General features: G+C 67.3%; 10 protein-coding genes. 4 read left to right on the top strand and 6 right to left on the bottom strand.

Annotation, left to right across the window (positions count from 1 at the left end; all coding sequences use genetic code 11):
• Positions 1-8 precede the first annotated feature (8 nt).
• The 3 genes from ASF14_RS08460 to ASF14_RS08450 all read right to left on the bottom strand — a co-directional run bounded on the left by ASF14_RS08460 (position 9) and on the right by ASF14_RS08450 (position 2,574).
• Positions 9-512, bottom strand: a complete 504-nt coding sequence (locus ASF14_RS08460; RefSeq protein ID WP_056434559.1) for a TspO/MBR family protein — start codon at positions 510-512, stop codon at positions 9-11.
• A 44-nt stretch (positions 513-556) separates the two neighbouring features.
• Positions 557-2,005 carry a PepSY-associated TM helix domain-containing protein gene (locus tag ASF14_RS08455; RefSeq protein ID WP_056434557.1) on the bottom strand — a complete coding sequence of 483 codons (1,449 nt, stop codon included), beginning with the start codon at positions 2,003-2,005 and terminating at the stop codon, positions 557-559.
• Between the two features lie 89 nt (positions 2,006-2,094).
• Positions 2,095-2,574: a hypothetical protein gene (locus ASF14_RS08450; RefSeq protein WP_236696995.1), complete on the bottom strand. Its 480-nt coding sequence runs from the start codon at positions 2,572-2,574 to the stop codon at positions 2,095-2,097.
• Between the two features lie 125 nt (positions 2,575-2,699).
• Between ASF14_RS08450 and ASF14_RS08445 the strand changes: the two genes are divergently transcribed.
• The 3 genes from ASF14_RS08445 to ASF14_RS08435 are packed head-to-tail and all read left to right on the top strand — an operon-like array spanning position 2,700 to position 6,832.
• The gene (locus ASF14_RS08445) at positions 2,700-5,306 is read left to right on the top strand and encodes a PAS domain-containing protein (RefSeq protein ID WP_201780561.1); all 2,607 of its coding nucleotides are present in this window, start codon (positions 2,700-2,702) and stop codon (positions 5,304-5,306) included.
• A gap of 60 nt (positions 5,307-5,366) precedes the next feature.
• Positions 5,367-6,077 carry a hypothetical protein gene (locus tag ASF14_RS08440; protein ID WP_236696994.1) on the top strand — a complete coding sequence of 237 codons (711 nt, stop codon included), beginning with the start codon at positions 5,367-5,369 and terminating at the stop codon, positions 6,075-6,077.
• 59 nt (positions 6,078-6,136) lie between these two features.
• Positions 6,137-6,832, top strand: coding sequence for an HAD family hydrolase (locus tag ASF14_RS08435; protein ID WP_056434096.1), 696 nt, complete (start codon positions 6,137-6,139; stop codon positions 6,830-6,832).
• 146 nt (positions 6,833-6,978) lie between these two features.
• On the opposite strand, the gene ASF14_RS22490 is transcribed toward ASF14_RS08435, so the two are convergent.
• Complete coding sequence (locus ASF14_RS22490) at positions 6,979-7,896, bottom strand: cell wall hydrolase (RefSeq protein ID WP_330218782.1); 918 nt, start codon at positions 7,894-7,896, stop codon at positions 6,979-6,981.
• Positions 7,897-8,011: 115 nt separating this feature from the next.
• On the bottom strand, positions 8,012-10,444 hold the full coding sequence (locus ASF14_RS08425) for a TonB-dependent receptor (protein ID WP_056434094.1): 2,433 nt from the start codon (positions 10,442-10,444) through the stop codon (positions 8,012-8,014).
• A 174-nt stretch (positions 10,445-10,618) separates the two neighbouring features.
• Here ASF14_RS08425 and ASF14_RS08420 point away from each other — a divergent pair, with 174 nt between their 5' ends.
• On the top strand, positions 10,619-12,292 hold the full coding sequence (locus ASF14_RS08420; RefSeq protein ID WP_056434092.1) for an alkaline phosphatase D family protein: 1,674 nt from the start codon (positions 10,619-10,621) through the stop codon (positions 12,290-12,292).
• 21 nt (positions 12,293-12,313) lie between these two features.
• On the opposite strand, the gene ASF14_RS08415 is transcribed toward ASF14_RS08420, so the two are convergent.
• Positions 12,314-13,057 carry an AcvB/VirJ family lysyl-phosphatidylglycerol hydrolase gene (locus ASF14_RS08415; RefSeq protein WP_056434090.1) on the bottom strand — a complete coding sequence of 248 codons (744 nt, stop codon included), beginning with the start codon at positions 13,055-13,057 and terminating at the stop codon, positions 12,314-12,316.
• Positions 13,058-13,150 lie beyond the last annotated feature (93 nt).

Below are 13,150 nucleotides of genomic sequence, written 5' to 3'. Positions count from 1 at the left end.
CGTTTCTGCTATCGGTTGTCGTTGCGGCGCCACACTTCTCCCGCCAGCAGGGTCGCAAAGCCCAGCCACGCCGCCAGCGGCATCACGCTGACCGAAGCGGGGCGATCGACTTTCCAGGCCGTGGCGGCGAGAGCGGTGGTGCCGATCGCCATGGCGCCTGCGGCGGCGGTGCTGGCGCCGGTGCGCCGTTCGCGGAAAAACAGCTCGGTCCAGCCGCCGATCATCGCGCTGTTGCCCAGCCACAGCGCGACCGAGGCGTTGCGGGCGGGGGAGGCAGGCTGGCGAAGCAGGCGATAGCCGCCGACCGCCGCCATCGTCTCCAGCACCGGCCAGACCGCGCCGAACACCGCATCGGGCGGAGTGAAGCCGGGCTTGTCGAGCCGCGCATACCAACGGCGGATGCGCGGGTGCGACGGATCGGGGGCATTGCGCCGCCCGACCAGCGCGCTCAGCCCGAGCACACCTGCCGCGATACCGCCTGCCACCAATGGCGATAATCCCTTGTTCTTCATGGCCGTCATCCCTTTGCGAAGGTCGGTGGGATAACGGCTTTCGTTCAAGCCTGTTCAATCGCGACGCGGCGGCGGCCCCACAGCAAGGCCCGGTCGAGCACGCCGATGACGACCAGCGACATACCGAACAGCGGCAAGGCGATCCCCGCCACCACCAGCGACAGAAGCAGCCCGCCGACCCGCGCGCCCGACAGCGCAGGCGGCGCGCCGACCCGTCCGGCCGGGCGACGTTTCCACCACATCGCCACGCCGCTGAACGTCAGGACCCAGATGGCGATGCAGGGGATCAGCATCAGCAACTGGTTCGCGCGGCCGAAATAATTGCCCATGTGAAGCTGGACGCCCGACTCCACCGCGCGGCCGACGATGCCATATTCGGCATAATGCACCTCCGGCCCGATCTGCCGGAAGCTGTAGCGGTCGATATAGAGCGTCTTCTGCCCCACCGGCCGGTCGGGATAGGTGAAGACGGTATAGACCCCGTCCGCGCCCTTGGGCAGGAACAGCCGGTAGCTGCCCGACCAGCCATGTGTGCGCAGGATGCCCGTCACCCGGTCGGTGCCGCGAATGACGGCGGGGTCGTGGGTGGCGCCGGGCATCTCCGGGCCGTGATCGGCATGTTCGCCGCTCATGGCGGGCATCGCCGAGTGCGGCATCCTGGATCGGGGAAGGGGAGCATCCTCCAGCGTCCAGGGCACATCGCCCAATGCGGCCTTCATCGGCATGCTATGGGGTATGTTATACTGGCGGAACGAAGGCGGATAACCGACGCCCAGCGCCGCGCCGACCCGGTGGATCAACGGCCCGCTGACCCCGGCCCAGGGCAGGCCGGTGACAATCAGGAAGCCGATCAACGCGACCGTCCAGACCCCGACCGGTCCATGCAGGTCCCGCCAGAAGCGTCGTCCCCGCCCGCTCGTTCGTGGCCAGAGCGTCCCCGCCGCGGTGAACCGTCCGCGCGGCCACCACAGGATGACGCCGGTGACGAGCAGGACCAGCGCCCAACTGACGGCCAGTTCGACCAGCCGCTCGCCGAACACGCCCATCAATATGGAACGGTGCATGGCATCCGCCCAGCCGACCAGCGTCCGGTCATAGACGACGCTGCCCAGCACGTGGCCGGTTCCGGGATCGACCGCGACGCGACGCGGCGGTCCCTCGGTCGGCTGGACGAAGACCACCGCCGAACGGTCGCCGGTATCGGGCATGTCGACCCGCGACGCGCTGCCCGGATAGGCGGTGAGCGCGGCCTCGATCATGCGCGACATCGGCACGTTCGTGTCGTGCGGCGCGACGAAGCGAAGCTCGGGGTAGAAGGCATCGTTCAACTCGTCGTTGAACAGGTAGATGGCGCCGGTCAGGCTCAGCATCAGCAGGATCGGCGCGACGAGCAGCCCGGCCCAGAAATGCCAGCGCCAGATGGTCCGGTGAAAGGCGGCGGAGGCGTTCGGCCGAACAATGGCGCGTCCGGCTCCGAAAGGATTATGAGGCATGACAAGGCTTTCGACCAACCCTCGCCGGGGACGGGGGCAGCATCATGGAAACGTCGCGGGCGGTAAGTAGCGACGTCGGATGAGACGGGTCAGGAAAGCGCGGGCGGTCCCCGCAAGGGCGGCCGCAGATAGGGCGCGACGACGGGTCGGGGCAGGACCGGCATGGCCAAGCCGACCGCCATGACGAAGGCGATGAGCAGGGCCAGCTGGATCGGATCGGTCGCCGCCAGACCGGGGGCGGTCAGCCCGGCAAAGGCGCAGGGCATGTCGCGGCCGTGATCCTGGCCCGAATGGCCCGAACCGTGGTCGCTCCGATGATGGCTCATGGCGGCACGGTCCATTGCCATGGCCCCGTCATGCGCCATCGGAACCGGGGCAGGGGCTGGCACTGGCGCGCTGCCCGGGCACAGGATGATCGCCGCCCGACCATCGACCTGCCCGATCATATAGCCCGCCGGGATCAACAGCTTGAGCAGCAGCGCCGCCGCGCAGATCAGCACGGCGAGATGGCGTTGCGCGAACAGGCTGCGGATGGCCGTCACGGCGCATGGGGTAGTCGAGCGGGTCACCACTGTCACTCGGACAGATCAACCCAGGGACAAAATGGCCGACATGCAGGCGGATCCGCCACAATGCCCTGGCTTGCCCGCTCTCAACGCTGGCGCTGGACCACAGTCTGTTGCAGGGTCGCATCATGGTGCACTCCCCCGCCTTTGCTTTTCTCAACGGCGTATCGGGCCGTATCGTCGACGAGATGATCGCGTTCGACTGGACGACGACCAGCCTCGGGTCCCCCGACACATGGCCCGCCGCGCTGAAGGCCCAGATCGCGACGATGATGGCCTGCCCGGCGCCCATGTATCTGGTCTGGGGGCCGGATCTGGTGTCCTTTTACAACGACGCCTATCGCCCGATGCTGGGCTATCGCGCCGCCACCGCCATGGGGACGCCCTTTCGTATCCTGTGGGGCAGCATCTGGGACGATATCGCGCCGCTCGTCGACGTCGCGCTGTCGGGCAAGGTCGCGCAGGTCACCGACATGCGGCTGGATTTGGCACGCGAGGGCAAGCCCGAAGAGGCCTATTGGTCCTTTTCCTACTCGCCGGTCTTCGATGATCAGGGGCAGATTTCGGGCATGATCTGCGTCACCGGCGAGACGACCGCGCGGGTGTTGGCCGAGCGGCACCAGCGGGAGGCGGACGAGCGGCTGGAACTGGCCCTCAGCTCGGGCGCGCACGTCGGCATGTGGGATTGGGACGTGGTGAACGATTCGATCCGTACGGACCCGCGCTTCGCGACCATGTACGGGGTCGATCCGGCGGCGGCCAAGGCGGGCTTGCCGATCGCCGAATTCTTCAAGGGCATTCACCCTGATGACCGAGAGCGCGTCGAGCGCGAAGTCGCGGAGGCGATGGCGGGGCTGGGGGCGGGGCTGGGGACGGGCGCCGATGATGCCGCAGGCCGCTTCGCCTCCGAATATCGACTGGTCCAGGCCGATGGCACCATTCATTGGGTGTCGGCGCGGGGCCGCTGCATCGCCGATGAGAATGGACGTTGCGTGCGATTTCCGGGCGTCAGCTTCGACATCACCGACCGCGTCTGCGTCGAACAGCAATTGCGCGAGAGCGAGGCGCGGGCCCGGCTGAATGCCGAGCGGGTGCAACTGGCCCAGGAGGCCGGGGCGATCATCGGCACCTGGTTCTGGGATCTGGTGACCAACCGCTTCACCTGCGACGAGCCGTTCGCGCGGCATTTCGGGCTGGATCCCGCCCATGGTCATGAAGGGGTGCAACTGGAGCAGGTGGTCGAACTGGTCCATCCTGACGACCGTGCCGGTCTGTCGGAGGCGGTGCAGGAAGCGATCACGCGGGGTGGTGCCTATGCGCACCAATATCGCGTCCGCCGCCATGACGGCCATTATCATTGGCTGGAAGCCATTGGCCGGGTCGATCACTCGGCTGAGGGTATGCCAATTCAGTTTCCTGGCGTCCTGATCGATGTCGGCCTGCGCCGTGCGCTGGAAGTAGAGCGCGACACGGCCATCGCCGAACTCCGCGCGCTGACCGATCAGCTGGAACAGCGTGTCGCCGACCGCACCGCCGAACTGATGCGGGCCGAGGAGGCGCTGCGCCAGAGCCAGAAGATGGAGGCGGTGGGCCAGCTGACCGGCGGTCTAGCGCACGACTTCAACAATCTGCTCGCCGGGATTTCGGGGTCGTTGGAGTTGATGGCGCTCCGGCTGGCGCAGGGGCGGGTGAACGACGTCGACCGCTATATGGATGCCGCGCAGGGGGCGACGCGGCGCGCGGCGGCGCTGACCCATCGGCTGCTCGCCTTTTCCCGGCGGCAGACTTTGGCGCCCAAGCCGACCGATATCGCCGCGCTGGTCGCGGGCATGACCGACCTGATCCGCCGTACGGTGGGGCCGGGCATCGCGCTGGAGACGCAAGGATCGGACGATCTGTGGACCGTGCTGGTCGATGCGCCGCAGCTGGAGAATGCGCTGCTGAACCTGTGCATCAACGCGCGCGACGCGATGCCGGGCGGCGGGCGGATCGCGATCGAGATGGTCAATCGCCGCCTGGACCAGGACAATGCCCGCTTCGCCGATATACCGGACGGCGAATATCTGGCGCTGTGCGTCACCGATACCGGCACGGGCATGACGCCCGAGGTGATGGAAAAGGCGTTCGACCCCTTCTTCACCACCAAGCCGCTGGGGCAGGGGACCGGGCTGGGGCTGAGCATGATCTATGGCTTTGCCCAGCAATCGGGCGGTCAGGTTCGCATCCGTTCGGCGCCGGGCGAGGGCACGACGGTGTTCCTCTATCTGCCGCGCCATCACGGCCCCGCCGAGCGGGACGGTGAGAATGCCGCCGGTGCCCCGGCCAACGCATCGGGGGCGGGCGAGACTGCGCTGGTCGTCGATGACGAGGCGACGGTGCGGATGATGATCACCGATGTGCTGCGCGATATGGGATACCGGGTGATCGAGGCGGCGGACAGCGTCGAGGGGATGGCCGCGCTGCGCTCGGCCGAGCGCATCGACCTGCTCGTCACCGGTGTCGGCCTGCCTGGTGGTATGAACGGGCGGCAGCTGGCCGAGGCGGCACGGGAGTTGCGACATGAATTGAATGTCATGTTCGTCACGGGCTATGCGGAGAATGCGGTGCTGAACAGCGGGCATCTGTCGCCGGGCATGCAGTTGCTGACCAAGCCCTTCACGGTGGATGCGCTGGTCACGGGAATACAGGCGGCGATGGGCGCGGGTGCGCGGCGGTACGAACCCCACGCGCCCTGATACGCCCGGCGGCGATGGCCCCCGGCACCGCGGTACTGCGTAATGCCTGGGAGTTTCACGATGTTCATGACCGGCCGCCTGGCTTTTTCCACCCTGGCCCTTCTCCTCTTCGGCGTTCCCGCCGCCGCCCAGACCGGCCCTGATATCCCGGAGCCGATGGTGTTCGACATGATCCGCCCGCTGACCGCCAAGGCGGGCGAGATCGAGGTCAACACGCTGGCGCAGCGCGACCTGACCGGGCCGCGCGGCGAACTGGAATGGGCACCCGAGGTCGAACTGGCGGTGGCGGACGGCCTTGCGGTCGAACTCGAACTGCCGCTCATCAATAGCCGCGTGGTCCAGTACAAGATGGGGCTTCAGAAGCGTCTGGGGACCTTCCGGGGCGGGCGGAGCGTGCACGGCGTCCAGTATCTGGGGCTGCACGACCGAGAGGAGGGCGGCTGGACCTCGACCCTGTTATGGCTGCTCGGCAATCGCTTCGGCGAGCGGTGGAGCACGATGACGATGCTCGGCGTCGGCGACGTGACCTTACGCGAGGGCAACGAGACGGGGACGATCATCAACCACTCGACCTTCTACGACCTGAATCCCGACACGGTGCTGGGCCTGGAGATGAACCGGCAGAATGGGCAGGGCGCCTATTGGCTGCTGATGCCGCAGGTGCATCGTGCGATCGGCAAGCTGGGGGTGCAGGGCGGCGTCGGCGCGGAAAAGGCACGCGGCGAGCGGTTCCGGCCGCGTTTGGGCTTGCGCCTGATCCGCGAGCTGTGATGGAGACGCCCTGCCAAGAACGTGGGGCCAGGAACGTGGGGCAAAATGGGAGACACGGCATGACCATCGCGCTGATCTGCCTCGATGCGGACGATACGCTCTGGCACAATATGCGCCACTTTGCGGCGACCGAGGAGGCCCTGGTCGGCCTGCTCGCCCCCTTTGCCGAGGCGCGCGTCGCCCGCGCCACGCTGGAGGCGTGCGAGGCGCGCAACCTGAGGCTCTATGGCTATGGGGCCAAGGGCTTCACCCTGTCGATGATCGAGACGGCGGTGGAATTGGCGGGGCCGACCCTGCCCACCGACCTGATCGCACGCGTGCTGGAAGCGGGGCGGCAGTTGCTGGCGCATCCGGTCGAACTGCTCGACGGTATCGCCGACACGGTCGAGGCGTTGCGCGAGCGGGGGAAGCTGGTGCTGGTGACGAAGGGCGACCTGCTGCATCAGGAAGCGAAGCTGGCGGCGTCCGGATTGGGTTCGCATTTCGATGACGTGGCGATCGTCAGCGACAAGACGCCGGATACCTTCCGGGGCATCTTCGCCCGCCACGGTGTCGCGCCTGAACAGGCGGTGATGGCCGGGGACTCGATGCGTTCCGACATACTGCCCGCGCTGGCCGCAGGCGCCTGGGCTGCGTTCATCCCGCAACCGCTGGCATGGAGCCATGAAGCAGGCGACGCGCCGGTCGACCATCCCCGCTTCCGCCAGTTGGAGCGACTGGGCGACCTGCCCGCGTGGATCGACACGATCGGCTGATTTTTCCTCCCCTGTAAGGGCAGGTGGCAGGCCGAAGGCCTGACGGAGGGGGGGCGCCATCAGATAGGGAAACCGCCCTTGCGACCGGGTACACCCATCCACCCCGGCGGTCTCCCTCCCCCTATGGGGGAGGAATAGGTCCCCGATCAGCCCGGATCGCTTTCCTCACCGACGATCACGCCGGGCGTGGCTTCCCCGCCGCCATGGGCAAAGCCGTTGCGGTGGATACGCACGCCGGCCGTCGACACCGGCGTGGGCTTCGCATCGGGAGCCCCGGCCATGGCCTCGGCCCGTTGCTCGCCACGGTGGATGGTCACGCCGTACATCGCCTCGGCCATCGGCGCGGCGGCGGGGTTCTGGACGGCAACGGGAACGGGAATGTTCGGCTCTACCCCCGCATAATCCTGGCGGAAGGACAGGTCGCGCTCCAGCGCCCCGCGCCAGCGATAGAAGATATGCGTGCCGACCGAGCCGATCCGGCTGAGGCTGGAGGCCCACCAGGGCAGAACGTAGTTAGCGTGATAGAAGGTCGCGGCCCCCACCGGCGCATAGACCAATCCGGCGAGAGCGGCCTGCGCCACGGCGGCGGCGCGGTTCCAGGCGGCGGGGTCACGGGGTTGCAGCATCGATCCGTCACAGGTGAAGCTGAACTGGCAACCGGTCGACCGTTCCGACCCCTGATAGACGACGCCGCAGATGCTTTTGGGGAAAGCCCGGTCGCGGACCCGGTTGAGCACGACCTGTGCGACCGCGCGCTGGCCGTCGACCGGCTCGGAGCGGGCCTCGTAATAGATGGCGGCGGTCAGGCACTCGGCGGCGCGGGCTGCGTCGGTCGCGGTGCGGGCAATGCCGCTGAAGGCGGGGGCGGCGGCCATTTCGATGGGGGTATTGCCGCTGATCGCCTCGGGCAGGTGGGTGTCGGGCACGTCGAGCGCGAGCTGGCGCAGCAGCGTCCGTGCGGTCGGCGGCGGCACATCCAGCGTCAGATGCGCCGACCGCTCGCGGACGGGGGTGCAGGAGGTGGCAACCGCCAGGCTCGCCACCAACATCAACCAGCGCAGCACGATATCCGCTTCCCAACCCATGGCCCGAGGACACCGGCTCTAGCGGTCCGGGGTTAGGAAGCGGTTAAATGCCCATAGGATAGCCCCTCTCCTGCAAGGGGAGGGGCGTTACTTGCTAGAAACGCGCGCCCAGTTCCACGCCGTAGAAGCGCGGTTCGCCCGCGATATAGGTCGGCGTGCTGAACGTGCCGCCGGTATTGCCCGCATCGATCAGATAGCGCTTGTTCGTCAGGTTGCGCGCGAAGCCGCCGACATGGAAGCGGCCCTGGTCGCCGAACTCGACGCCCGCACGCAGATTGACCAGCGTATAGCCGCCCTGCGAGATCGCCTCGCTGTTGGGCAGTTCGAAAAACACCTTGGAGCGGTAGGTGGCGCTGGGCGTCGCATAGAAGATCGCCGACGTGCCCAGCGGGATGCGCAGGTTCGCGCCGCCCGAGGCGGTGGTGTCGGGCTGCAGGCGGAAACGGTTGCCCGCGAAGACGCCGTTCGACGGATCATTGCCGATGCCGCCATCGATATAGGCGAAGGTGCCGAACAGGCTCAGCCAGCGATGGAGCGCGACATTGGCCTCCAGCTCGACGCCGAGGTTGTCGGCCGACCCGGCGCTGCGCGTCACGGTCAGGCCGTTCTCGAACACCGAGACCTGGAAACCCTTGTACCGCTGGTAGAAGACCGAGGCCGCGCCCGAAAAGGCGCCGACCCGCCCCTTGATGCCGCCCTCGTAATTCCAGACATTTTCGGCCGGAATGATCTGAAGCCGGGGGACCGCGCCCGAACTGGCGACGTTCAGGGGTACGATGCGCTGCGCGTCGAGCTGCACCACCGGCGAGCGGCGGCCCTTGCTGACCGTGGCATAGACGTTCACATCGTCGCTCAGGCGGTAGAGCGCATTGAAGCGCGGCAGGATCGCGGCATAGCTGCGCTCGGCAGTGAATTTCTGGCCCTTGGTATTGGCGGCGGCGAGCAGGCTGGTGAAGATCCCGGCCCCCGCCAGCAACCGGCTGTCGGGCATGACCGAGCTATAACCCGACTGTCGATCCTCGATCAGCACACGGGCCCCCGCCGTCAGTTCCAGCGCATCCGTGGGAATCCAGGTGGCGTCGGCAAAGACCGAATAGGTGTCGGTATTGCCGTAATTGGCGAAGCTGGCGCTGTAGGGGACGACGGTCGCCGTCCCGCGCGACAGGATCGCGGTGGCGCGCGTCGCCGGGATGGTGCCGTTGGCGGCGACGCAGGCGGTGCCGGTCGGCAGTCCGGCACCGTTCAGGATCTGGCGGATCGGCGCGAAGTCACGCGCGACCGAACAAGCCAGATAGGTGCCTTCCTCGGTCGAGAAGGGAACGCGCTGCTGCCCATTTTCGAAAAAGGCGTTCCAGCCGAAGGATGCACGGTAATGCGCGCCGTCAAAGGCGAAGCGGCTTTCATGGCTCCACTGGTCGCCCCTGGCGTCCTCGCCGAACTCCAGATACCAGGCGGGGCCGCCGTCCGCGTCGAAGATTTCGAGCGCGTCGAACCGGCGATAGCCGTTGACCGTGGTGAAGGTGATGCCCGGCGCGATATCGACCGCGACCGTCAGGTTCGCGTCATAGACGTTGCGCGTCAGCCCCAGCTTGCGCCGTCCCAGCACCTCGGCGGAGAAGGGCGAGCCGGACAGCTCGGCATAGCCATAGTCGCCGGTCTGGCCGCCGGTGGGGGCGAAGACGCGGCTCTTGAACGCGGTGCCGGGATTGCGCTGTCCGTCATAGGTCAGCACCAGATCGGCGGTGAGCGACGAATTGGGCGTCCAGCGCAACGACCCGCGAACGCCCCGCTGATCCTGACCGTTCAGATCGTCCTGATCGACCCGGCCCTGATTTTGATTGGCGACCTTGGGATCGCCCGCGATGTTGCGGACATAGCCGTCGCGATACTTGTATGCGAAGGCGATCCGCCCGGCGAGCCTGTCGTTGCCTGCGTTCAGATAGCCCGACACCTGACTCCGGTCGAAATTGCCATAGGAGGCCAGGATGCCGCCCTCGGTCCCGGCGCGTGGTTTGGCGGAGATGATGTTGATCGCGCCGATGGCGGCGGCGGTGCCGAACAGCGTCGCCTGCGGCCCCTTCACCACCTCGATCCGCTCGATATCGTACAGGTCCTGATAGGCGCCGCGCGTCCGGCTGATGTCGACGCCGTTATAATAGAGCGTGACCCGCGCACCCTGCTGGGCCGAGCCCGAGTCCGAGGTGATGCCCCGGATCACGAAACCGGGATTGTTCGCGCTCTGCTCCTGGATCTGAAGGCCGGGGATATATTGCGCGACTTCGGACAGCGAGTTGACGCCTAGGTCCGCCATGCGCGCCCCCGTGACGGCGGTGACGGTGACGGGCACGTCCTCGATCCGCTGTTCCCGCTTCTGCGCGGTGACGATCACATCGGGATTGCCGTCCGCGTCGCGAGCATCCTCCTGCGGCTGGATCATCGCCTGTGCCGCCGCCGCCTGGATGAAGGCCGCCTGCGACAGGCCAGCCAGCAGCACAGCCGCGCTTACGCGGCCGATCGTCGAATTCATGATGTCCCCCGGTATTGCCCCTGTTTTACGGCTCCTTAGGCAAGAGGAATTACCAGTCGGTGTCCACGATATGGCAAATTGATGACAGTTGTCGTCTGTCGCCAAACCGTCATGGCTCCGCCATCGGACTGTCGCGCACCGCGCCTAGCCGTCCGGTCCGAAAGGACCGATACGATGACGATGATGAATCGACGCCGCGCGATGGCGCTGATGGGGAGCGGGGCCAGCCTGGCCTTGCCGACGACCCTGGTGGAGGCGGCGGCTCCGGCGGGACGGTTCGATCACGGCGTGGCCAGCGGCGATCCCTCGGCGGTCGGTGCGATCCTGTGGACTCGCGCGACGCCCGGCGAAGGGCAGGGGGGCGACATCGCCCTGACCTGGCATGTCGCGCCGATGGGTGGCAGCGATGCGGTGGGCCTGCACACCGGCCGGGTCACGGCGCGCGCGGCGCGCGATTTCACCGCCAAGGTCGAGGTGGCGGGGCTGCAACCGGGGCGCGACTATCGCTACTGGTTCGAGACGGCGGGGGGCCAGCGCTCGCCCGAGGGGCGTTTCCGCACCCTGCCGCGCGGGCGGGTCGAGGAACTGGCGCTGGCGGTGGTGTCGTGCCAGCTTTATCCCGGCGGCCTGTTCAACGCCTATGACGCGATCGCGAAGACCGAACGGCTCGACGCGGTGGTCCATCTGGGCGACTATATCTATGAATATGGCGCGGACGGTTATGGTACGAAGACCGGGCACGAACTGAACCGCCTGCCCGAGCCTGCGCATGAAATCGTGACGCTCGCCGATTATCGCCAGCGCCATGCCCAGGTAAAGCGCGACCCCGACATGCAGGCGGCACATGCCCGCGCGGCGTTCATCTGCGTGTGGGACGATCACGAGGTCGCCAATGACGACTGGATCGGCGGCGCGGAGAACCACCAACCCGCCACCGAAGGCGATTGGGGCAAGCGCAAGGCGGCGGCGATGCAGGCCTATTTCGAATGGATGCCAATCCGCGATCCCCGGCCCGGCCAGCCCTGGGAAGCGATCAACCGCAGTTTCGATTTCGGCGACCTCGCCACACTGGTGATGGTGGAGACGCGGTTGCTCGCCCGGTCGAAGCAGGTGGCGGCGGCCAAGGGCGAAGCGCCCCAGCCCGGGGAATATGCCGCGATGATGGCCGAACGCGCGCGGCCCGAGCGTGAACTGCTCGGCGCAGGGCAGCTCGGCTGGATCGAGCGGACGCTGACCGCCTCGGTCAAGGCGGGGACGCCGTGGCAGGTGATCGGCAACCAGGTGGTGATGGCGCGGATCGACGGTCCCGACCTGGAAAAGCAGATGGGGCCGCAGGGTTATGCGAAGCTGACCGAACGCCTGTCGGAGGGCGAGCGCCAGCGGCTGGGCGAGGCGCAGGCCTCGTATCGCGCGGGCCTGCCGCTGAATTTCGACAGCTGGGACGGGTATCCGGCAGCGCGCGAGCGGCTCTATGCCGCGTTCCGGCGCGCGGGGTCGCGGCCGGTCGTCGTGTCGGGAGACAGCCATGCCGCCTGGGCCAACGACCTGTATGACGCCAGCGGCAAGCTGGTCGCAGCCGAGTTCGCGGGTACGTCCGTCACCAGCCCCTCCTGGGGCGACATGATGCCCGGTATCGGGCGCGAGATCGCGGCGGCCAATCCGAAGGTCGTCCGCTTCTGCGACCAGGACGACAAGGGGTATCTGTACCTGACGCTGACCCGCGACACCGCCACGGCGCGCTACATGACGGTGTCGACGGTGCTGGCCAAGCCCTATGCGCTGGGCTGCGCCGCCGTGTGGCGGACGCGCAAAGACGCGGATGCGCCGATCGAAGCGATCACCGCCTGATCGTCCGGCGTTCCTCCCCCGTCAATCGGCGGGGGAGGGGGCGCGGCGCACCGCCGCCTCGACATGGGCGACCAGATTGGCTTCGTCATGGTTGAGGTAATGGTCGCCGGGCAGCGCCACGACATGGACATTGGGCTGTTCCAGCATAGGGCACAAGCTGTCGGGCTCACGCACGCCATAGATGCAGGTCATCGGCACCCAGTCGATCTGCCGCGCGGTCGTGATGCCCAGGCTGTCGGGCTTGCCCATATAGGCGAGGCCGGAAGGGTCGGAGCGGAAAAAGGCCGTCTCGCCCGGCACCACCAGCACGACCGCCGAGATCGCCTTGCGCAGATCGGCGGGCAGATGCGCCAGCCCCGTCTGGAGCATGTCCGAGCCATAGGATTGGCCGAGCAGCACGAGCTTTCGCTCGCCCCTTTCGGCCTCGGCCCGGCGGACGAGGTCGGCAATCACTTCATCCACCTGCGCGGCGGTGCGGCGCTTGCGGAACAGCACCGGCGAGTTGACGCCCATCACCTCGATTCCGTCGGCGCTCAGCGACCGCGCGATCACCCCGCCCATGCCATAGCGCAGGCCCATGTCGCCCGACAGCGACAGCACCAGGATCGGCTGGACCCTGCCCTGCGCCGGAAAGCGGGTGAACGGGTCCTTGTCGAAATAACTGCCTGAATAGAGAAGGATAGTGGCAATCGCAGCAAGCAGCCCCAGCGCGCCGCCAAGCATAAGGCGCCACCTGAAGCGCAGGCGGGCGAGAAGTTCGACCATGACGTGTCCTAATGTTCGTCGGCAATCCTTGTCACGGATGGGATGAAGGAGAAGCGGGGGTGTCATGAAAAATCTGTAATGTTGCGATCACCC

It is taken from the genome of Sphingomonas sp. Leaf257, from assembly GCF_001422185.1.
Lineage (GTDB): Bacteria > Pseudomonadota > Alphaproteobacteria > Sphingomonadales > Sphingomonadaceae > Sphingomonas > Sphingomonas yabuuchiae.
This window is presented reverse-complemented; position numbering and strand designations above follow the sequence as displayed.

Coding starts and splice junctions, on each gene's coding strand:
- ASF14_RS08420 (WP_056434092.1), top strand. CDS start 10,619: ATGACGATGATGAATCGACGCCGCGCGATGGCGCTGATGGGGAGCGGG.
- ASF14_RS08435 (WP_056434096.1), top strand. CDS start 6,137: ATGACCATCGCGCTGATCTGCCTCGATGCGGACGATACGCTCTGGCAC.
- ASF14_RS08455 (WP_056434557.1), bottom strand. CDS start 2,005: ATGCCTCATAATCCTTTCGGAGCCGGACGCGCCATTGTTCGGCCGAAC.
- ASF14_RS08460 (WP_056434559.1), bottom strand. CDS start 512: ATGAAGAACAAGGGATTATCGCCATTGGTGGCAGGCGGTATCGCGGCA.
- ASF14_RS08445 (WP_201780561.1), top strand. CDS start 2,700: ATGGTGCACTCCCCCGCCTTTGCTTTTCTCAACGGCGTATCGGGCCGT.
- ASF14_RS08425 (WP_056434094.1), bottom strand. CDS start 10,444: ATGAATTCGACGATCGGCCGCGTAAGCGCGGCTGTGCTGCTGGCTGGC.
- ASF14_RS08440 (WP_236696994.1), top strand. CDS start 5,367: ATGTTCATGACCGGCCGCCTGGCTTTTTCCACCCTGGCCCTTCTCCTC.
- ASF14_RS08415 (WP_056434090.1), bottom strand. CDS start 13,057: ATGGTCGAACTTCTCGCCCGCCTGCGCTTCAGGTGGCGCCTTATGCTT.